This is a genomic window from Bacillus paranthracis (assembly GCF_024296885.1).
Lineage (GTDB): Bacteria > Bacillota > Bacilli > Bacillales > Bacillaceae_G > Bacillus_A > Bacillus_A paranthracis.
On the sequence record NZ_CP101135.1, the window covers coordinates 1,767,403 to 1,788,728 of the forward strand.

A 21,326-nucleotide genomic window follows, 5' to 3' on the forward strand; every position below is an offset into this window, starting at 1 on the left:
GGTACCGCGGAACCAAAGCCTTTCGTCCCAGTTTTTTGGGAAAGAAGGGCTTTTTTTGTTGGCTTCTTTTCACAACATCCAAACATTTTAGGAGGAAACCACCATGTATCAATCATTAATGACAGTAAGAGAGACTCAAATCGCAATTAAGGAAGTTAAAACATTTTTCGAGGATCAATTAGCAAAACGACTTGAACTATTCCGCGTATCTGCACCATTATTCGTAACGAAAAAATCAGGATTAAACGATCACCTAAACGGTGTAGAACGTCCAATTGAATTTGATATGTTACACTCAGGAGAAGAATTAGAAATTGTGCACTCACTAGCGAAGTGGAAACGATTTGCACTCCATGAATATGGATATGAAGCTGGTGAAGGTTTATATACAAACATGAACGCGATCCGTCGTGATGAAGAACTTGATGCAACACATTCTATTTACGTTGACCAATGGGATTGGGAAAAAATCGTTCAAAAAGAATGGCGTACTGTAGATTATTTACAAAAAACAGTACTAACAATTTATGGAATATTCAAAGATTTAGAAGACCACTTATTTGAAAAGTATCCGTTCCTTGGGAAGTATTTACCAGAAGAAATTGTATTCGTTACTTCTCAAGAACTAGAAGATAAATATCCAGAATTAACACCGAAAGATCGTGAACATGCAATTGCAAAAGAACACGGTGCAGTCTTCATTATCGGAATTGGTGATGCACTTCGTTCAGGTGAAAAGCATGATGGACGCGCAGCTGATTATGATGATTGGAAATTAAACGGTGATATTTTATTCTGGCACCCAGTACTACAATCTTCATTTGAATTATCATCAATGGGAATTCGTGTTGATAGTAAATCACTTGATGAGCAGTTAACGAAAACAGGTGAAGACTATAAACGTGAGTACGATTTCCATAAAGGTATTTTAGAAGACGTACTACCATTAACAATTGGTGGTGGTATCGGACAATCAAGAATGTGCATGTACTTCTTACGTAAAGCACATATTGGTGAAGTTCAATCTTCTGTATGGCCTGACGATTTACGTGAAGCTTGCAAGAAAGAAAACATTCATCTATTTTAATAGAAGAGAGAGAATAGCTTAAATATAGAGCTATTCTCTCTTTTTTACTGTGTAAACGAATGGTTTACAGTGAGTTTTACTAATGGTTTCTTTCTTTTTTATCTCCTTGTATGTAATAATTTGTTAAAGGAGGGGACGTTATGAGCTTAGGAGAACAGTTAAAAAAATTACGAGAGTCAAAGGGATTTTCACAAGAGGATGTTGCTAAAAAGATTGGTGTGACGAGGCAAGCGGTATATAAGTGGGAGAATGATAAAAGTTGTCCTGATATTGATAATTTGATTTTATTGAGCGAAATGTACAATGTTACGCTCGATGAGTTAATAAAAGGGAATCAAAACATTAAAGAAAAAATACATATTGATGAAGAAGATGAGGATTTTGAGAAGGAGAACGATTTTGGTTTTTATATTGGATTTGGTTTACTAATTATGAGTGCGTTCATTGATTATGAAAAAATACAGGTGGTTGTATTAGTAATTGCACTATTCATGATGGTTTTTTATTCGGATGTGAAGAAAGTTATTTTGAATGAGTTCAGATCGTTTTTTGAAAGAAAAGATATATATGATAAAAAGTGAGAAGAGTAAGTTATATTTCCTAGGAAAGAGTATAACAAGAAAATAAATTGCCTTATAATAATTTTAGGATGTTAATAGTATGTTAAAAAGCTCAAACAAGTATAACCCCGTTCTAAAGCTAGGACGGGGTTCAAAATCTAAGTTTTATTAAGTGTAAAGTTCTTTCAAATATTTTTACTTTAGTAAAGACTTCTAATAAAACATTAATTATTTATTACCGAGTTCTTCCGCTAAACCGATTAAAATGCCTTCAGTTCCACGAATGTAGCAGAGACGGTAAGAGTTCTCGTATTGAACTACTTCGCCAACGAGCTGAGCACCATGCTTAGTAGTAAGCCTAGATACCATTTCGTCAATGTCTTCAACGGTGAACATGACGCGCAAATAACCGAGGGCATTGACAGGAGCTGCCCGGTGATCTGCTATAGCGGGCGGGGTAAGAAATCGCGAAAGTTCAATTCGGCTATGGCCATCTGGAGTTACCATCATAGCAATCTCTACGCACTGAGAACCGAGGCCGGTTACGCGACCGGCCCATTCACCTTCGACAGTGGCGCGCCCTTCGAGTTTCAAACCAATCTCCTCGAAGAAAGAGATTGCATGATCAAGGGATTCTACAACGATGCTGACATTATCCATTCTGAGTAATTTGTTGTTTGTCATTGTCTTTATCTCCTTATATGTAAAAGTGTATGATCTAACCATCTACATAATTATACTATTAAAAAGTTATAAACTCCTTCCAAACAAAAAATAGCTTGTCACAGTATAGGGAAATGTGACAAGCTATTTTTAATTGTGCTATATAGTATCTTGTTAACAAACAATACCGCGACTTCCCCGAAAAATGTTTCTACGCTGTATGCTCTTAAAGGGCCCGATCGTTGTATAGAATGAAGTGTATTATTTAAATGATAAATACATTTCTTATTACTCTATATGCAAATAGCTTTCTATTTATATAGGAAGGAAGTAGATTCATATAATTTGTTTTAAGTTTTACTAGTAGAAATTAGCTCATCTGCACTAAAGGCTCAATTTTCGCCATAAATGATTGATGCAGCGCCTCGACACCTGTTACTAAATGAAGGCGGTCAATAACGACAGACACTTTAATTTCTGATGTACTTACCATTTTAATATGAATATCTTCTTCTTTTAAAGTAGTGAACATATTCGCAGCAACACCTGGATTAGAGACCATACCAGATCCTACAATTGATACTTTTGCTAAATGATTTTCATATTCTACTGATTCATAGTGAAGTGCCTCTTGATTTTGTTCCAATACTTCTAATGTTTCTCTTAAATCATTAGAATGGATGGAGAAGGAGAGATGAACAGTTCCTTCATTTGTAATACTTTGAATGATGATATCTACATTAATATGTGCCGCTGCTAATGTAGAGAAAACTGTTGAAAGCGAGCCTTGTTCCAATCCTTTCAATGTGATACGTGTAATATTATCTTCAAATGCAATACCTTTAACGATTGATTGTTGTTCCATGGTACATTCTCCTTTTACAATTGTTCCATTTTCTTGTTCCATACTTGAGCGAACTTCTAAAATGACATTATGATTTTTAGCAAACTCAACAGCACGTGGGTGTAATACACCAGCACCGAGATTTGCAAGTTCTAACATTTCGTCATAAGAAATTTCATCTAATTTATAAGCATCTTTTACAACTCGTGGATCCGTCGTATATACGCCAGTCACATCTGTGTAAATATCACATTTTTTTGCGTTCAGTGCAGCAGCTAATGCAACAGCAGTTGTATCAGAACCACCGCGTCCAAGCGTTGTAATTTCATGGTTTTCACTAACGCCTTGGAAGCCAGCTACGATAACAATCGTACCTTCAGCAAGATAAGATTGAATTCGATCTGTATGAATGTCAGTAATCCGTGCACTATTATGTACAGATTCTGTCGTAATACCAGCTTGCCATCCTGTTAATGAAATCGCGTTATAACCTTTTGCTTGTAATGCCATTGTTAATAATGAAATAGTGACTTGCTCTCCTGTTGATAGAAGCATATCCATTTCGCGTTTACTCGGATTTTCTGTAATCGCGTTAGCAAGTGCTACAAGTTCGTCTGTACTTTTCCCCATTGCTGAAACGACAGAGACGATACTATGTCCTCGTTCATATTCTTCAATAATTAAATTTGCTACATGTTGAATGCGTTCAACGCTTCCGACAGAAGTGCCACCAAATTTTTGTACAATCGTTTCCATTACGAATTCCTTCTTTCATCCATTTTTAAGAATAGATTAGGACATATATAAATCCCAATATTCCTGTAGTTACCAGAGAAAAACAAAAAACACCATCTCAAATAAGTGAGGATGGTGCTGTTACAGGAAAAGGGAAACAGAAAACGGAGCTAATAAAAAAACCGCCAAAAAAGGAATACCATAAAAATGATATCTCTTTTTTGTAGATAGCTCTTCATACGTACACGTCTGTACATATGACAGTTCTGTTTCTATTCGAAAACAGCCCCAATCGATACATACAGAGAAATATATCGATTTCGGCAATACTTCCTTTCATCTAATTTCATAGACATCTCTGTGTCTCCATTAGAATACTCATAAGTATCGCAACCTCTATCTCACGTTTTAGGCGAGAGTGTTTGATTTATGAAGTTGTTGGTAACATTTGTTTTATAATAATTTAAATTTTTCGAGGAATCAAGTGTTTTATATATATTTTAAAAATTCTATCTTTTTATGAGGGAGTTTGTGAAAAATGTAGCAAAATAAATTTATTACATGTACATTAAAATTATAGTGCATTGGAGGTGGAAGAATGAAAGGGAAAAAGCCTATTTATGTTTCAACAGAAATGAACACAACAATGGAGAAATTATGGGAATACACGCAAGAACCACATATACATACAGAATGGGATGCCCGCTTTACTGAAATTTCATATTTAGAGAAAAAAGAAGGAGAACCACAGAAATTTTTATATAAAACAAAAATCGGATTTGGACTTGAAATAGCTGGGGAAGGGGAATCGATAGGTGAAATAAGAAAAGAAACAGGTGAACGGATTTCTTCTTTAAAATTTTGGACAGAAAATCAATTATCACTTATTCAAATAGGGCGTGGTTATTGGAAGTATACACCCCGTAAAGAACACATTCATTTTGAGACGCAATATGATTATGATACGAGGTTTGGTCGTATAGGGAATGTAATAGATTTCTATATGTTTCGGCCGTTATTAGGCTGGGCGACTGCTTGGAGTTTTGATGCTTTAAAATTATGGTTAGAAAAGGGGCTTCATCCTAGGTTGCTAATTAGAAGAACAATGACATATTGGCTCGTATGTTTTTTATTTGCATTTGTATGGATGTATCAAGGGATCTTCCCAAAAATAATTTTCAGTCATCCAGAAGAGATGAAGATGCTTTCTGCGATTATTGATTCAACTGGAAATAGTATTGCAATTCTTAAAGTAATAGGGATGTTAGAAATTATTTTTGGTATCATATGGCTATTTCCAGTTCCAAAACAAAAATTATTTATACTACATATTTTTATGTTAATAGCCTTAACGATAGTGGCAGGATTTACGAATATCGTAAGCTTTACAGAGCCGTTTAATCCAATTACATTAAACGTTTTACTAATGGGGGTATCGATTGTCGGTTATATAAATAGTTTTGATTTACCAAGTGCAAAAAATTGCAAGAGGAAGAGAAAGGGATAATGTATGGCTAATATGTATGAAAGACTATTAGGGGATTCTTATAAAAAACTTCATCCAAAATTACAGAAACGTTATGAGATTACAGAAGAAAATAGCTTTACTGGAGAAGGAAAGATGGATGAAATTTACGGAGGTTCTTTTTTCGTAAAATTGATATTAAAAATTGCATCGAAGTTTCGAATGTTTTTCTCTGAGCGGGGGAAGGAAGTGCCATTTACAATACATAATACCGCTGAGCGAGATGGAAACGGAAATGAATTTGTGCGATGGAATCGTACTTTTTACTTTCGTAATAAGAAAAGATATTTTAATGCGGTAATGAAATTCGATGAAAATGAAATTGTAGATTATTTTGGTGAACCACACATACTTGTTTCTACACTGAATTTTCATATTGATGAGATGGGGGCGATGCATATTTCTTCAAAGAAACAATGGTTTTACATGTTTAGAAGAAAAATCCCGTTACCTAGATTCTTATACGGAGAGGCCAACATTGTAGAAAGTTATGATGAAACAAAACAGTGCTTTCGAATTCATGTACAAGTACGCAATCCGTTAATTGGTTCATTATTTTCATATAGGGGAACATTTGTGGAGAGGAAATAAATGATATGAAAAATATAATAGTTGGGCTTGCTTGTTATATTATTTTTCTAATATGTGAGTGGTCAAATGTAAACCCAGTTGAAGCAATTATTTTATTATCTATTTTGTTATGTATACCGATGTCTTTTTGTATTATTGATAAAAGAGCACGAAATGGATCGTATGTATTATTTTATAAATCTGTATCGTTTTTATATCCGATAGCAGCGATTTGTGCAATGTTAGCTTTCGTAACAAATCAATATATCTTTGCGATAATTTGGTTTGTATATACGGGGATCGTTGCGTTATTTGGTATAAATAGATTACTAGAAAGAGGATGGACACCGTTAGAAGAGACAGCTATCGATAGTGCGTTTATTTATTTGTTTTTAGGTGGTTTTTGGTTTTTTGCTTCTGTAGCAAAGATTTCGATTATGCAGTTTACTTCTGACATCGTTTTACTCACAGCTGCACACTTTCATTATTCGGCGTTTCTATTGCCATTATCAGCTGGTTTAATAGGGCGGAAGAGAGAAAAGAGCAGTAAAGTATATGATGCAATTATGTTTATTATAGTCATTTCACCGATGACAGTTGCGATTGGAATTACGTACTCAAGGGTATTTGAATTTTTTGCAGTGTTCCTATATTTATGTGCGATTTATGGGTATGGAATTTATGTTTGGCGGGCGAAATTTAATGCTATCAGTGCAAAAATCCTCCTAATCATATCGTCTAGTACGCTCATGGTAACAATTATGTTTTCACTTATATATTCGTATGGGAATTTGAAACATGTAATGACGATTACAATTGCCCAAATGGTTTGGATTCACGGTGTTGTTAATGGAATTGGAGTAGCGTTGCCGGCATTTGTCGGCTGGATGATTGAAAAGAGTGTTCCGAACTATAAATATTACGGGAAACCAATGAGCAGATTAAGAGGAGAGGCGACAGTTGGTGAAGCATTTTTACATAACAGAAATGTAATAGATAGCAAGGAATACAAAGGTTTAGTTGATAAAATGAATGATTTCCATAGTGGGATATTTGATAGGGCCAAGATTCCTGTAAGTATTATTCGTTTTTATGAAAATACAACAGAGTATGAATTACAATCGCATATTAAATGGACTCGCTGGTTCCGCCCGTTTGCATTTTGCTATGAGAAAATGAGTAAGCGTGTAGGACAAATGCATTTAGGAATGGGCGGCAAGTGGGAAACGATGCACGGCTCTATCATAGGGATAATGGATGAGAAGGATGGAAGGGAGAATGTAAGGGCTTGGCTAAGAAAAAATGAAACAGGGGAGTCTATTTTTTTAGCCTTGTATTCCATGTATACATATAAGAGCGATACATATATGAATATCGCATTGCCTTTACCATATTCGAATATGACGGGGATTTTAAAATTACGCAATGATAATAATAATTTAATTATTACTAGTAAGCTGAGAAGAAATGGTAAGGGAGATGAGGGGATCTATATACATACTCGTTTCTTTACAATCCGTTTACCGTTAGCTGAGACGTTTATTATTAAAGAGGGCACCAATCAAATGTTAGAAGCTAACCATAAAATGTGGATATTTGGAGTTAAGTTTTTAGAAATTGATTATGAGATTAAGAAAATAGAGGAGAAGTAAGAAAAGCTTGGAGAGATTCCAAGCTTTTTTTACGTATGGGTAATTGTCATAGCGACTTGTTTATCTAAGTCTTTGTCCCAAACACGTTGAATTTCAAACGTACCTTTTTCAAAAAATAATGGAAATCTTTCTTTAAACCAATCTTGCATAGGAAGATTTAGTGCTGTATCGATTGGTACCCATAATAATTCGCCTTCAGGAGGATTCGAAAGGAGTTCACCTTCAAATGAATCTGTCCAATAGTTAAATACCATATATCGAACATTTTCTTTCGGATTTACGTATTCATCTAATCCTTTAAAAGTTAAATTTGAAACAAGTAATCCAGTTTCTTCTTTTACTTCCCGTTTAGTAGCTTGAACGATACTTTCTGGAAAATCTACTTTTCCGCCGGGAGCGATGTAACCAGGGAAGCCAAGGTGATTGGGGCGCTGTATTAACAATACTTTGTTATTCCGCTGAATCATACACATTGTATACATACAGTGCTCTATATCTTTCCAATTGTTGCTCATATGAATCTCTCCTCTTAATAAAATCTTATAGTTTTTAACTATAGTTATGTATGACAAAAAATACAATAATAATACAAAATTATACAATTTTCAATTGACTATTACTAATTTTCAGAACTATAATTAGTCTGTTACATCAATACATCGTACTTGAGAGGGGAATATATTCTATGAAAAATAGAATAATCGCAGCAGGAGTAATTGCAGCTAGTATATTATCTTATTCATCTAGTAGTTTCGCGCAAACGAAAAAATTTCCAGATGTCCCAGCTAAACATTGGGCAGAAGACTCTATTTACTATTTAGTAGAGAAAGGTGCAGTTACAGGTAACGAAAAAGGAATGTTTGAGCCAGGAAAAGAAATCACTCGTGCAGAAGCAGCTACAATGATGGCTCAAATCTTAAACTTACCAATCGATAAAAATGCTAAACCATCTTTCGGTGATTCTCAAAACCAATGGTATACTCCATTCATCGCAGCTGTAGAAAAAGCTGGCGTTGTAAAAGGGAAAGGAGCTGGCGTATTCGATCCAACTGGGAAAATTGACCGAGTTTCAATGGCCTCTCTTATTGTAGAAGCTTACAAATTAGATTCTAAAGTAAATGGTACTCCAGCAACTAAATTTAGTGATCTAGAAAAAAGTTGGGGTAAAGCAAAAGCTAACATTCTAGTTGAATTAGGGATTTCTATTGGAACTGGTGACAAATGGGAGCCCGAAAAAATTCTAACTAAAGCAGAGGCAGCTCAATTTATAAAAAAGGCAGATTCTCTTAAAATAGGTAACCCTTTAGTAGAAAAGGTAGTTATTATTGATCCTGGTCATGGAGGATTTGATCCAGGGAATCCAGGGCAAGGTGTAGAGGAAAGTAAAATCGTATTTGATACATCTTTAAGATTACAGAAGTTGTTAGAAAAAAATACACCTTTAAAAGCTTTATTAACACGTGAAGAGAACGGAAATCCAGGAAGTAACAAAAATGAATCTCTTGCGAATCGAGTGAAATTTGGTCAAGAGAACAATGCAGATATATTTGTAAGCATTCATGCAAATTCTTCTGAAAATCATGATGGTCATGGAACGGAAACGTATTATTATAAAAAATCCAAGCGTGGAGAAGAGACACAGATTGAAAAGGATAGTGAAGTGTTAGCAAAGAAAATTCAAAATAGAGTAGTAGAAGCACTACATACAAGAGATAGAAATATAAAAGACAATCACTCACTTTATGTAGTAAATAATAATACAGTACCAGCAGTTTTAACAGAGCTTGCCTTTATTGATAATGATATAGATAATGGTAAATTAGCTACTGAATCAGGAAGACAAATTGCTGCTGAGGCAGTTTATGCTGGGATTTTAGATTATTATGAGTGGAAAGGTTTCGATGTTGAAAAATATCGTTTAGCTAAATAACAATATTGATTGCTAAGTCCATCGTCTACATAGAGATGGGCTTTTTATGTGATTTTATGTAATTTTGTATCGAAATAAAAAGATATATCGTATTATGTTGATTATAAATAAAATAATGGTAGATTAGTTGATTTTTATCACGTATACTTTTACTGTTGACTATTTAAGAGTGTGTTAGTTTAATAGGGAAAATTATACGATAAAGGGAGGCAAGTTAACACGGGACAAGCATATAAAAAACGTGTTAAAAAATTTATGAAAAAAGTTATTTCTAATGTGTTAGCAGTGACAGTCGCGCTTCAAGTAGTGATGGCTCCAGCAACTTCGTTTGCATCTACAAAAGAATTTCCAGATGTTCCAAAAAATCATTGGGCACTTGAAGCAATTAATGATTTAACGTCAAAAGGGATTATTGCAGGTTACGATAATGGTAAATTCGGCTTCGGAGATGTTGTAACTCGTGAGCAAGTAGCAGCATTAATGTATCGCGCATTAAAACCAGAAGCAAAAAGTGATTATAAAAATCCATACTCTGATATTAGTGCAGGAACGACAATGTTCCCAAAGGAAATTTTAGCATTAACAGATATGGGGATTTTCGTAGGTGATGATAAAGGAACGTTTAGACCGAAAGAATCATTAACACGTGCGGAGATGTCTGTTATTTTGCAAAAAGCATTTAAATTAGAAGTAAAAGCACCACATACATTTGATGATATAGATGCAACATATTGGTGGGCAAAGGAAGCAATTAGTGCATTGCAATCTAATGGTGTAGCGGCAGGGAATGGACTTGGAGGATTTGATCCATCAGGTGTATTAACACGTGAAAGCTATGCACAACTTTTATATAAAGCGATGCAAATAAAAAAGGATGTTCCTGTTGAACAACCATCATATATTAATCTAGATGTGACATTACCATCTAACGTAACAGCGCAAGAGATTGATAATTTTATTAAAAAATCCCATCCAGATAGCCCACTTGTTGGGAATGGTAAAGATTTTATTCAAGCGCAAAACGAGTATGGTGTGAGCGCATTATACTTAGCTGCACATGCAATTTTAGAATCTGGTTACGGTAAATCAGAAATTGCATATCGTAAACATAATTTATTTGGCTTAAAAGCATTTGATTGGGAGCCATTTGCCAATGCGAAATACTTACCATCTTACGCGCAAAGTATTTCATACAATGCTGATTATGTACGAAAGAATTATTTAGAAGAAGGTGCTGATCATTTCCATGGCTACACATTACCTGCTATGAATGAAAAGTATGCAACAGATAAAGAATGGGCTGGCAAAATCGCTAATATTATGGAACGTATTAAACCGTTTAACAAGAAAGACTATGAAAATGTAAAACGATTACCAAAAAACCCTAATACATTAAATGTAAATGCATTAGGCGAAGCGATTCCATATAAAGATTATGCAAAAGATGCAACAGCTACTGTTCAATTAGTAGGCTCTTACTATCAAGTACCATATCCATTTAGCTATACAATTAAGAGCGTACCAAATATTACGCAAAATGAAGTTGGAAAATTAGAAAGTGGCAAGAAAGTAAATGTATATCGTGAAGATCCAAACGGCTGGGTAGAATTTTCATTTGAAAATGCTCAAGAAAAATATTGGACATTGAAGAAGAACTTAAAAATATAAATAAAAAAGGTGTTTTCACTTATGAAAACACCTTTTTTATTTATATTTAACATGTAATATTCTTAGATTCAGTATGAGTTTCTTTTTTATGTTTTTACCAATAATTAAACCGTTTCATATATAATTAAAAGTATTTAAGATTGAATTTTCTGTTTTTGTTTCATTGTTAACTTAATTTGAAAAGAGGAGAGGTATATGCAAGGAGAAATACCAACAGAGAAAAGTTTAAGTTATATCGGTAAATTGTTATTGCCGGTTAAAGCGTCACCACATTTTAAATTTTTATGGATCGGGCAATTGCTTTCGACTTTAGGTAGTTCGATAACGATGGTTATTTTGCCAGTCGTTGTGTATTCATTAACTGGTTCAACAGTTGTAATGGGAATGACTATGGCAATGTACATGCTTCCTAATATTCTTGCGTTACCGTTTGCTGGATTAGTCGTAGATCGAATGGATCGAGTGAAAGTAATGTTATTTACAGATATAGTTCGCTGCATATTAATGCTATTACTTGCAACACTTATATTTATGGATGATTTAACAATTCCGCTTCTATATGTCCTCATAGCATTATATGGACTTATGGAAGGGATATTTCAACCAGCGTATGCGGCTGTAAGAGCGAAAGTATTTGTACCAGAAATTCGAAATGCAGCTAATGCATTAACGCAAATGAGTAATCAAGGTATACGACTAATTGGACCGGCTCTTGGAGGATTAATCGTTTCAGTTGCATCTGCTGGAATAGGGTTTGGACTAGATGCAGTAACATATTTGTTATCATTTTTTTGTTTATTATTTTTAAGGGAAATAAAGTTTAAAAAAGTAAAAACGATTGAAAAAAGAAAGATCGATTACAAACAAGAGTTTATGGAAGGTGTTTTCGTTTTAAAAAGTCATCCGTGGCTATGGATTACAATTTTAGTTTTTTCTTTTATCAATATTTGTTATGCAGGAATTATCGTCGTATTAATTCCATGGTTATTTAATGTTCATCATCATTTTGAAGCATACGTGTATGGATTAGGAATGGCATCCTCTGGTGTTGGAGCTGTAATTGCCGCGCTAATATTTGGCGGGAGAGAACGGTGGTATAAGCGGGGATTACTTGCCTATGGTGGTGTTTTAATAAGTGGTTGTGCGCTTTTAATAATGCCGTTTATTGCTTGGGCACCTGCTTTAATCGCATTAATGGCAATTGAAGGGTTCGGTATGATGATATTTGGACTCATTTGGGAAACGAGTTTACAAGAGCTCGTGCCAGAAGAAGCATTTGGAAGAGTGGCAAGCCTTGATATGTTAGGTTCATTTGCTTTATTGCCACTAGGTTATGTAGTTGTAGGATGGTTAGCTACTGTCATAGGTGGTGAGATAACGATTATAACATTAGCTATTTTAGTACTTGTAACAATTGGAGTAGCATTATGTGTGCCGAGTATTCGAAGATTTGATTGATGATATAAGGGAAGGTGGGAACGACTTATATGCTTATAAAAAATTTGAACGATATAGTCACAAAGGAATGGGACAACCAATATACTTTGCAGGAAAAGATCTTTGAAGCAAAAAATTTCACAGTCTATATTGCTACCCATAGAGAAAATAAGCTAGCATATAATCAACTAGTATTAATAAAACATTTTTGTAACGAAAAGCCTTCCGTGCATATTTGGCATAAGAAAATTAGCACTGATGCAACAAAACTGGACATCACAAAAGAAGTGACAGAAGCCATTCAAACTGGTTTTGTAAATGAAGAGTAAGCTCTAATTAAATTAGGGCTTACTCTTCATTAAATACAAATGTTTGTTTCAGTTTTTTACTTTCATTTACTGGATGGCCGTTGTAAGAAAAGTTCTTTTCTTCCCAAGTAATCACAACTTTAAAATTATGGCTATTAAAGTCTAATGGGAATACCATGTAGTCAAAGCTTGTATGACTTTTAGAAATATTTTCATTAGGGGTAGTAGGTTTAAAGGTAGCTTTAGAGGTAGGATTGTTATCAAGTATTTCCACGGATACGTTTGATACATCATGACCGATGTTTTTTACGAGTAAACTATATGTATCAAATACACCTTGTTTTGGCTGGATTGCTTGCTTGTTTACGTTATGAGATTTATCAATTTCGATATACCATTGTTTAGACTTTGATGCAATTGGTAGTGATTGAAATGTGTATGCACTAGCTTGTATTGGTAGTGCTAAGCATATAAGCGTAAAGAGAGTTAATATTTTTCGTTTCATTTTTTGAGAGCTCCCATTCTTTAATGAATTTTTTGTTATTTTCTTCTCTTTTTGAGATAATATACTATACGATTTAGGGGGGAGGATATATTGAAAGAACTCGTAAGTATGGGAAGCAGTATTTTTCTACAATTATTATTTTTGTATATATTTATTTCTGTAATGTTATTAGATTTGAATCCATGTAATGCAGTAATTGTGTATATAAGTATTGGGGTACTAAGCCTTATCGTTGGAATGGATTTAGTTACGAATAATCAAGTTACCCTTACTGTTATGAGGCGGATGTTTTCATTATAAAAAGAATATACTAAAAATTCTATATAAACCATTTATTTAATTTGGTTAAATATGCTAGAATAAATTGAAAGCGTTTTCTTATGTGGGAATAGGAAAGCATTTTCTGTAAAGGGGAGGGGATAGTAATGATTACATTTTTAGTATCAATCGTCGTATTGATAATTGGTTATTTTACATACGGAAAGTTTATTGAAAAAATATTTGGAGTCAATTACAAAAGAAAGACACCGGCCTATGTGAACCAAGATGGCGTAGATTATGTACCTATGGATAGGCGAAAGAATTCTATGATTCAATTATTAAATATTGCAGGTACTGGACCTATATTTGGGCCAATATTAGGTGCTTTATATGGACCAGTTGCATTTGTTTGGATCGTAATAGGGGCTATTTTTGCAGGTGCTGTTCATGATTATCTTACAGGGATGATTTCTATTCGAAATAAAGGGGCGCATATTCCTGAATTAGCAGGGAAGTTTTTAGGAAATGCAATGAGACACATTGTAAATGTTTTTTCACTGTTGCTTTTAGTATTAGTAGGAACTGTGTTTATTACAACACCAGCATCATTACTTGATATCGTATTACAAGGGAAAGTGTCAATCACTATTATCCTAACTGTTATTTTCGTATATTACATTTTATCTACAATCTTGCCGATTGATAAAATTATTGGAAAGATTTATCCGGTATTAGGTGCATTATTGCTAATAAGTGCTATTGGTATAGGGGGAATGATGATAATAAAAGGTTCTCCAATCCCAGAATTAACGTTTGAAAATATGCATCCAGATAATGCGCCGATTTTTCCATTATTAATGCTGACAATTACATGTGGTGCTTTATCAGGATTTCATGCAACACAATCACCAATTATTTCACGGACACTTCAAACTGAAAAGCACGGCAGATATGTATTTTTTGGCATGATGATTGCGGAAGCGATTATTGCGATGATCTGGGCAGCGGCCGCTATGAGTATTTTCTCATACGGTGAATTAAATGAGTTAATTAAATCAGGTACACCAGCTGCGGTTGTAAGCGAAATCTCGAAGACAATGTTAGGTGCTGTCGGCGGAACGATCGCTGTTATCGGAGTAATTGTATTACCAATTACATCTGGTGATACCGCATTCCGTGCGGCACGTTCTATCATTGCGGACTATTTTAACTTTGAGCAAACGAGATTGAAAAACCGCTTAATTATTGCAATTCCGTTGTTTGTCATTGCATATGGTTTAACGAAAATTGATTTCACACTATTATGGAGATATTTCTCTTGGGCTAATCAATCGACTGCAGCAATTGCGTTATGGATTGGAACGATGTATTTATTCATAAAAGGAAAGCCGTATGTTGTTTCCTTAATTCCAGCGATATTTATGACGCTTATGACTGTTATTTATATTTTAAATGCGAAAATTGGTTTTAATATCCCGTTAAACACATCTTATATTATAGGTGCAGTTATTACCGTTATATTAACTGCTATATTCTTTATGAAAGCCATGAAAAATAAAAATGAGAATATTGAAGTAGATGTGCAATTAGAGAAGGAAGCTGTGTAGAGATTTTTCTACACAGTTTTTTCTAATGTGAAAAAATTTCCAATAATATGTTAAAATAACATTGTCATACAACAAGGGGGATTTGTTTTATGGAAAGTGGAGTTCTTGCTAAAGTAGATGTAACGAAAAGAATTGAATCAAAATCTAAGTACAATAAGAAACTTGAAAAATATCAAAGGCGCTTATTAGCGTTGCAGCAAATTGTAAAAGAAGAAAAAATTGCAGTTATGCTCGTTATGGAAGGCTGGGATGCGGCTGGAAAAGGTGGGGCGATTAAACGAGTGACGGAACACCTTGATCCGCGTGGGTTTCAAGTAAATCCAATTGGAGCACCAGCACCTCATGAAAAACGATACCACTACTTGCAACGTTTCTGGCGGAAGCTACCTCAGTATGGGCAAATTACTATTTTTGATCGCTCATGGTACGGCCGTGTGTTAGTGGAGCGTGTTGAAGGTTTTGCTACAAAGGAAGAGTGGATGAGAGCGTATGACGAGATCAACGATTTTGAAAAACTATTAACAGATGATCATTATATAATCGGGAAGTTCTTCTATCATATTAGTAAAGATGAACAATTAAAGAGGTTTAAGGATAGAGAGAACAATCCTTTAAAAAGATGGAAAATTACAGATGAAGATTGGCGTAACCGTGAAAAATGGGACGAGTATGTTGAAGCAATGGAAGAAATGTTTGAAAAAACAAATAGGCCAAATGCGAAATGGAAAATTATCGCGAGTAACGATAAATTATACGCTCGTTTGAAAACGTTGAAAGTGATTATTTCATTAATTGAGGATTACCTTGTAGAACATAATATAGAATTACCTTCATATTATTATGAAATAAAAGAGGGAAAGACAGAAGGCTTTGAAACGGGCCAAGATGAAGTTGTAAAATAGTACAAAGTTTGTATAGGAAATATAAAATAGAGATACCCTGTAATTTTGAACAACAAATTTACAGGGTATTTTTAATTTAGAAACATTTTACAAATAACAGAATAAGGTATATAATCAATAATCATATTAACAATGTTAATATGATTATTGATTATATACTATGTGGGGGGTCTTATTTTGAAAGGAAGAGATGTTGTTTTAGGTTTATTAATGGGAAAAGAATTGTCTGGTTATGATATTAAAATTGTGTTTGAAGATGTATTTACTCATTTCTTTGATGGAAGTTTTGGGATGATCTATCCAACGTTACGTCAGTTGGAAAAAGAGGGGAAAATAAAAAAAGAAGTTGTTATGCAAGAAGGGAAACCGAATAAGAAAATGTACTTTATTACAGATGCAGGGCGTGAAGAGTTTTATCAATACATGCAAACGGATGTAGAGAAAGATGTTTTACGTTCAGATTTTTTAATGAGGATGTATTTCGGTAATTACAGCGATGGTCAGGCGATAAAAAAATGGATTAAGGACGAAATTGAAAGGAAAGAAGCATACATTGCGGATCTACGTCTGAAATATGAAAAGTGGAGAGAAGGTATTACTTTTGTTGAGGAAATTTCACTTGATGTAGGAATTGCATCGTATAGTGCTCAAGTAGAGACTTTGAAAAGAAAACTAGAGCAACTAGAAGCAAAAGAACACAATAAAATGGAAGAGTGAAAAAACGTTCATAATAAATAAAGGGGTAGAAGAACATGGAACAATCAAAGGGTATTAAGATTGTCTTTTTAATGTGCTTAGGTATATTTCTTTGTATGATTGATACGACAATTATGAATATAGCTTTACCAGCGATACAAACGAGTGTAAATACTTCATTGGAAAAAATGTCTTGGGTATTAAATGTTTATACAATGACAATAGCAGTACTTGCTATCCCGCTAGGGCGGATAGCTGATATCTTTGGAAAAGCAAAGATGTATATTCTTGGTCTGGTGATTTTTGGTGGCGGGTCAGTACTGTGCGCTTTTGCTAATACGGGGGATTTTCTTATCTTTTCTCGCTTTATACAAAGTGTAGGGGCAGCAATTTTATTTCCAACTAGTATGGTAATTGGTGTATCAGCTATGCCGTTAGCTAAGAGGCATGTTGCACTAGCAATTTTAGGAGTAACACAAGGATTATCAGCGGCGATGGGTCCAGTAATAGGTGGGATTATTACACAAAATTTCGGTTGGAGATGGGTGTTCTTCGTAAATGTTCCAATTTGTATTCTTGGAATCATTTTATGCTGTATTATGCTACAAATAAAAAATGAAGAACGTATTACCTCAAAAATAGATTGGATAGGATTGCTATTAAGTAGCATAGCAATTTTTTCTTTTACTCTCATATTAGTAAAAGGTAATACATGGGGATGGCAAAGTAATATAGCTTTGTTTTGTTATGCAATTAGCACTATTTCTCTTATTCTATTTGTTTTAGTAGAACAAAAGATTCATAATCCGATGGTGAATTTAAATTTATTTAAAGATCGAATGTTTGTCGGAGCATCTATCGTTGTCATATTAAGTAATGTATTTTTAATTGGAGTTACTGTATTGCTTCCGACGTTCTTGACGAAAATACAAGGTCGAACGGAAATTGAAGCAGCTTTTTTAGTGACACCTATTTCAGCAATGATATTTTTTGTCTCACCAGCTGCAGCAACTTTAATTAAAAAACTCGGAAAAGTAACTATTATTTTGTCAGGCTTTCTTGTTATGGGCTTATCTTATTATTGGTTGCAAATGATTGATGTTAATTCAACAAATATAGAAATTATTATTCCATGTATGATATTGGGTGTTGGGTATGGTTTAGTAGTAGGTCCAATTACAGTTTTAAGTGCTTCTTCGTTTGAAGGGGAATTATTAACTGCTTCTCAAAGTGTTGTATCAATGTTGCGGCAAGTAGGTATTGTTTTAGCGGTCGCAATATTTGTATCTAACTTAACTCACAACTTAACTGTAAATAAAGAGAATGTATATCGTTATGCAGAAGAAAAGGTACGTAATATTCATGTAGGTAATACTCAGCAAGCGGAGATATTACAAATGACAAAAGAAAAAATAGAGAATCAAAGTATAGAAACGAATGTAGAAAAGCATCAAAATGAAACATTTGTAGGGTTACATAAAGAGAAAAAAGACGAATTAATTCACCAAAAAGTAGATGAAGTGTTAAATGCTGTTCCAGTAGAATATAGAGATATAAAAAGAGAAGAAGTTATGAATCAAGTGACAAATGAAGTTGAAAAACAAGAGGAAAGTATAAAGAAAGAAGTACTCGCATTTTCGAATGATGTAAACCATTATGCTAAGAATCAGATGGCGATGAGTTTTACAGATTTATATAAAGCGAGTGTGCCAATTATTTTAATTTGTGCTTTAGTAAGTTTGTTATTTTCGGAAAGAAAGGTTTTGAGTAAAAAGAAAAGTGGAAGAGTAGTAGAGGAAGTGTAAAGAAAACGGGCTAATAGCAGCCTGTTTTTTGTTTTTTGATTACATATTGTGAATGGTAGTATTTTTAATATAGCATGAGAGAAGTCGAGTTCGGTTAGCAAGTTTTTTAGAATGAAAGAGAAGAATGGAAAATGGCATTGAATATGTAACGTTAAACATAGTACATTAACAAGAGGGTTTAATTTTAAAGGGAGGATGAGGAATTGTTAGATAGGGCGGGGGCTTTAATAAGTAATCGTATGTATACAGAGGAAGAGCAACAAAAATTATACAAAAGAACGTTAATAATCGTAAGTATTTCACAAATGTTCGGCGGAGCTGGGTTAGCTGCTGGGATTACAGTAGGTGCACTTCTTGCGCAGCAAATGCTTGGGACAGATGCATTTGCAGGTTTACCGGCTGCTATGTTTACGATGGGATCTGCGATAGCGGCTTTCTTTGTTGGGAAGTTATCGCAAAAGTATGGTCGCCGCGTAGGGCTTGCAGCGGGTTTTATAGTAGGTGGACTAGGGGCTATTGGAGTTGTATTGGCAGCTTTAATAAATAGTATTATTCTTTTACTAGTTTCTTTACTCATATATGGCGCGGGTACAGCTACAAATTTACAAGCGCGTTATGCTGGAACGGATTTAGCGAATAAGAAGCAAAGAGCAACTGCCATTAGTATTACGATGGTAATGACGACTTTTGGTGCAGTCGCAGGTCCAAATTTAGTAGGTGTAATGGGAAGGTTTGCTCATTCAATTGGAATTCCTGAACTTGCTGGCCCATTCATATTATCAGCGGCGGCGTTTATACTGGCGGGTCTTGTCCTTTTTGTTATGCTACGTCCAGATCCGTTACTTATTGCTAATATGATAGAATCATATAAACAAGAACATACATATAAAGAGCAAGCGGTAATAGAAGAAGCGAAAGAAAATAAAAGAGGCATTACAGTTGGAGCTATCGTAATGATACTTACGCAAATCGTGATGGTTGCGATTATGACGATGACGCCAGTTCATATGGGACACCACGGTCATGCTTTAAGTGCAGTAGGTCTTGTAATTGGTTTTCATGTAGGTGCAATGTATCTTCCATCTCTCGTTACAGGAATGTTAATTGATAAAATTGGCAGAACTACGATGAGTATAGCTGGTGGAGTAATCTTATTAGCAGCAGGTGTCATAGCTGCGATAGCGCCAAGTGATTCTTTAATACTATTAATCGTTGCTTTGTCTTTACTTGGATTAGGGTGGAACCTCGGTTTAATCAGTGGTACTGCTCAAATTGTTGATGCAACTATACCTTCCACACGTGCAAAAACACAAGGGAAGATAGATGTGTTTATTGCGTTAGCTGGAGCTTCTGGTGGAGCGATGTCAGGAATGGTAGTAGCGAATTCAAGTTATGCGGCATTGTCATTAGCTGGAGGAGTGTTAGCTTTCATGCTGATTCCTGTTGTGATATGGTCTCAAAAAGGAGAAAGAAATTAAAGAAGAGGTTCTAGTTATTGACTAGAACCTCTTTTTCATGCATTTAACTTAAATCCCACTCCACAATAAGACCTAAATGCGTAAGACCACCACCAAATCCGTACAGTAAAAGTGTGTCTCCGTTATTTAATTTTCCTTCTTTTCTAGCTAAATCTAGAGCGAGTGGAATAGAGACAGAAGATGTATTCCCCATATATTCCACGCTCGTTAATGTTTTTTGTATTGGAATTTGAGATTTTTCACAAATAGATTCAATCATGCGTAAGTTAGCGCTATGAGGAATGAGCCAGTCTATATCATCTATTTGCATATTTGCAGTATGTAATAGTTCTTTTATACCTGCTGGCACCGTACGTGTTGCCCATTTATATACTTCTCTTCCATTTTGAACGATTTTTTCATTTGTTTGCAGTGGGGTGTCATTCATAGTAGTAGATAAGTTTGTTCTATATAGATGAATATCGCCGTGCCCATTTGTGCCCATATGATACGCGATAAAGCTTGGTTTGTTTTCATCTCTTTCTAATAAAATAGCTCCAGCACCATCGCCAAATAAAATGCAGGTCGTTCTATCGGTGTAATCAGTAACTTTTGATAATGTCTCTGTCGCTACGACAAGTACTTTTTTATGTGATCCAGAAGTAATCAAGCTATTACCGACGTGCAAGCCATATGTGAAACCAGCGCAAGTGGCATTTAAATCAAATGCCATTGTATGAGGTATGTTGAGGTATTGTTGTATTTGGCAAGCAACACTAGGGAAAACGTAATCAGCAGTAGTAGTAGCGACAATGATACAGTCGACATCTTCTAAGTTTTTCTTATATGTTGTACATAAATTTTCAACTGCTTTAATGGCTAAGTTTGAGGCGTATTCATCTTCGCTAGCGATTCTTCTTTCCTTCATTCCTGTTCTTTGTACAATCCATTCATCATTCGTATCGATCATTTTTTCTAAATCATGATTTGATAATATTTGTTCTGGAACATGAGTACCAATTGCAGTAATACGGGATTTAGAATTCATAGGAACAGCTCCTAACTTTATTTTATAACCTGATACTAATATCAGGTTATAAAAATGTCAATATAG

Annotated in this window: 20 protein-coding genes, 1 riboswitch and 1 other annotated feature (1 of these 22 running past the window's edge); of the genes, 15 read left to right on the forward strand and 5 right to left on the reverse strand. The window is 34.5% G+C overall.

Annotated features, from left to right (window positions below; genetic code table 11):
• Positions 1 to 33 (forward strand) — a binding site (T-box leader) (it extends 226 nt beyond the left edge of the window).
• Positions 34 to 103: 70 nt separating this feature from the next.
• On the forward strand, positions 104 to 1,087 hold the full coding sequence (gene asnA / locus NLJ82_RS09045) for an aspartate--ammonia ligase (RefSeq protein ID WP_000284910.1): 984 nt from the start codon (positions 104 to 106) through the stop codon (positions 1,085 to 1,087).
• Positions 1,088 to 1,227: 140 nt separating this feature from the next.
• A complete protein-coding gene (locus tag NLJ82_RS09050; RefSeq protein ID WP_000051968.1) occupies positions 1,228 to 1,668 on the forward strand; it encodes a helix-turn-helix domain-containing protein in 441 nt (146 codons plus the stop codon).
• A 207-nt stretch (positions 1,669 to 1,875) separates the two neighbouring features.
• Here NLJ82_RS09050 and NLJ82_RS09055 read toward each other — a convergent pair whose 3' ends face one another.
• Together NLJ82_RS09055 and NLJ82_RS09060 are read right to left on the reverse strand one after the other, a co-directional pair.
• The gene (locus tag NLJ82_RS09055; RefSeq protein ID WP_000183758.1) at positions 1,876 to 2,331 is read right to left on the reverse strand and encodes a VOC family protein; all 456 of its coding nucleotides are present in this window, start codon (positions 2,329 to 2,331) and stop codon (positions 1,876 to 1,878) included.
• Between the two features lie 349 nt (positions 2,332 to 2,680).
• Positions 2,681 to 3,910 carry an aspartate kinase gene (locus NLJ82_RS09060; RefSeq protein WP_000448044.1) on the reverse strand — a complete coding sequence of 410 codons (1,230 nt, stop codon included), beginning with the start codon at positions 3,908 to 3,910 and terminating at the stop codon, positions 2,681 to 2,683.
• Positions 3,911 to 4,109: 199 nt separating this feature from the next.
• Positions 4,110 to 4,296, reverse strand: a riboswitch (Lysine riboswitch).
• A 191-nt stretch (positions 4,297 to 4,487) separates the two neighbouring features.
• Here NLJ82_RS09060 and NLJ82_RS09065 point away from each other — a divergent pair.
• The 3 genes from NLJ82_RS09065 to NLJ82_RS09075 are packed head-to-tail and all read left to right on the forward strand — an operon-like array spanning position 4,488 to position 7,636.
• A complete protein-coding gene (locus tag NLJ82_RS09065) occupies positions 4,488 to 5,396 on the forward strand; it encodes a DoxX-like family protein (protein WP_000676667.1) in 909 nt (302 codons plus the stop codon).
• Positions 5,397 to 5,399: 3 nt separating this feature from the next.
• Positions 5,400 to 6,005: a DUF4166 domain-containing protein gene (locus NLJ82_RS09070; protein WP_000002637.1), complete on the forward strand. Its 606-nt coding sequence runs from the start codon at positions 5,400 to 5,402 to the stop codon at positions 6,003 to 6,005.
• 5 nt (positions 6,006 to 6,010) lie between these two features.
• Positions 6,011 to 7,636 carry a YndJ family protein gene (locus NLJ82_RS09075; RefSeq protein WP_000789553.1) on the forward strand — a complete coding sequence of 542 codons (1,626 nt, stop codon included), beginning with the start codon at positions 6,011 to 6,013 and terminating at the stop codon, positions 7,634 to 7,636.
• A gap of 29 nt (positions 7,637 to 7,665) precedes the next feature.
• Here NLJ82_RS09075 and NLJ82_RS09080 read toward each other — a convergent pair whose 3' ends face one another.
• Positions 7,666 to 8,151, reverse strand: coding sequence for an 8-oxo-dGTP diphosphatase (locus tag NLJ82_RS09080; RefSeq protein WP_000069999.1), 486 nt, complete (start codon positions 8,149 to 8,151; stop codon positions 7,666 to 7,668).
• Positions 8,152 to 8,321: 170 nt separating this feature from the next.
• Here NLJ82_RS09080 and NLJ82_RS09085 point away from each other — a divergent pair, with 170 nt between their 5' ends.
• The 4 genes from NLJ82_RS09085 to NLJ82_RS09100 all read left to right on the forward strand — a co-directional run bounded on the left by NLJ82_RS09085 (position 8,322) and on the right by NLJ82_RS09100 (position 13,000).
• Positions 8,322 to 9,566: an N-acetylmuramoyl-L-alanine amidase gene (locus tag NLJ82_RS09085; protein ID WP_000797228.1), complete on the forward strand. Its 1,245-nt coding sequence runs from the start codon at positions 8,322 to 8,324 to the stop codon at positions 9,564 to 9,566.
• A gap of 255 nt (positions 9,567 to 9,821) precedes the next feature.
• On the forward strand, positions 9,822 to 11,234 hold the full coding sequence (locus tag NLJ82_RS09090) for an S-layer homology domain-containing protein (RefSeq protein WP_000755998.1): 1,413 nt from the start codon (positions 9,822 to 9,824) through the stop codon (positions 11,232 to 11,234).
• A 195-nt stretch (positions 11,235 to 11,429) separates the two neighbouring features.
• Positions 11,430 to 12,692, forward strand: a complete 1,263-nt coding sequence (locus NLJ82_RS09095) for an MFS transporter (RefSeq protein ID WP_001161157.1) — start codon at positions 11,430 to 11,432, stop codon at positions 12,690 to 12,692.
• A 29-nt stretch (positions 12,693 to 12,721) separates the two neighbouring features.
• On the forward strand, positions 12,722 to 13,000 hold the full coding sequence (locus NLJ82_RS09100) for a hypothetical protein (RefSeq protein ID WP_000905837.1): 279 nt from the start codon (positions 12,722 to 12,724) through the stop codon (positions 12,998 to 13,000).
• 19 nt (positions 13,001 to 13,019) lie between these two features.
• On the opposite strand, the gene NLJ82_RS09105 is transcribed toward NLJ82_RS09100, so the two are convergent.
• Positions 13,020 to 13,484 carry a YozF family protein gene (locus NLJ82_RS09105; RefSeq protein WP_000823325.1) on the reverse strand — a complete coding sequence of 155 codons (465 nt, stop codon included), beginning with the start codon at positions 13,482 to 13,484 and terminating at the stop codon, positions 13,020 to 13,022.
• A gap of 90 nt (positions 13,485 to 13,574) precedes the next feature.
• Between NLJ82_RS09105 and NLJ82_RS09110 the strand changes: the two genes are divergently transcribed.
• The 6 genes from NLJ82_RS09110 to NLJ82_RS09135 all read left to right on the forward strand — a co-directional run bounded on the left by NLJ82_RS09110 (position 13,575) and on the right by NLJ82_RS09135 (position 20,233).
• Positions 13,575 to 13,784 carry a hypothetical protein gene (locus NLJ82_RS09110; protein ID WP_000661602.1) on the forward strand — a complete coding sequence of 70 codons (210 nt, stop codon included), beginning with the start codon at positions 13,575 to 13,577 and terminating at the stop codon, positions 13,782 to 13,784.
• 125 nt (positions 13,785 to 13,909) lie between these two features.
• Positions 13,910 to 15,352, forward strand: coding sequence for a carbon starvation CstA family protein (locus tag NLJ82_RS09115; protein ID WP_000627648.1), 1,443 nt, complete (start codon positions 13,910 to 13,912; stop codon positions 15,350 to 15,352).
• Positions 15,353 to 15,441: 89 nt separating this feature from the next.
• On the forward strand, positions 15,442 to 16,254 hold the full coding sequence (locus tag NLJ82_RS09120; RefSeq protein ID WP_000443567.1) for a polyphosphate kinase 2 family protein: 813 nt from the start codon (positions 15,442 to 15,444) through the stop codon (positions 16,252 to 16,254).
• Positions 16,255 to 16,431: 177 nt separating this feature from the next.
• Positions 16,432 to 16,971 carry a PadR family transcriptional regulator gene (locus NLJ82_RS09125; protein WP_000678338.1) on the forward strand — a complete coding sequence of 180 codons (540 nt, stop codon included), beginning with the start codon at positions 16,432 to 16,434 and terminating at the stop codon, positions 16,969 to 16,971.
• A 35-nt stretch (positions 16,972 to 17,006) separates the two neighbouring features.
• Complete coding sequence (locus NLJ82_RS09130; protein WP_000438137.1) at positions 17,007 to 18,755, forward strand: MFS transporter; 1,749 nt, start codon at positions 17,007 to 17,009, stop codon at positions 18,753 to 18,755.
• 203 nt (positions 18,756 to 18,958) lie between these two features.
• On the forward strand, positions 18,959 to 20,233 hold the full coding sequence (locus NLJ82_RS09135; protein ID WP_000886927.1) for an MFS transporter: 1,275 nt from the start codon (positions 18,959 to 18,961) through the stop codon (positions 20,231 to 20,233).
• 43 nt (positions 20,234 to 20,276) lie between these two features.
• Here the strand turns inward: NLJ82_RS09135 and NLJ82_RS09140 are convergent, their stop codons facing one another.
• Entirely contained in the window at positions 20,277 to 21,260 is a 984-nt protein-coding gene (locus tag NLJ82_RS09140; protein WP_001086307.1) for a ketoacyl-ACP synthase III, read from the reverse strand.
• Positions 21,261 to 21,326 lie beyond the last annotated feature (66 nt).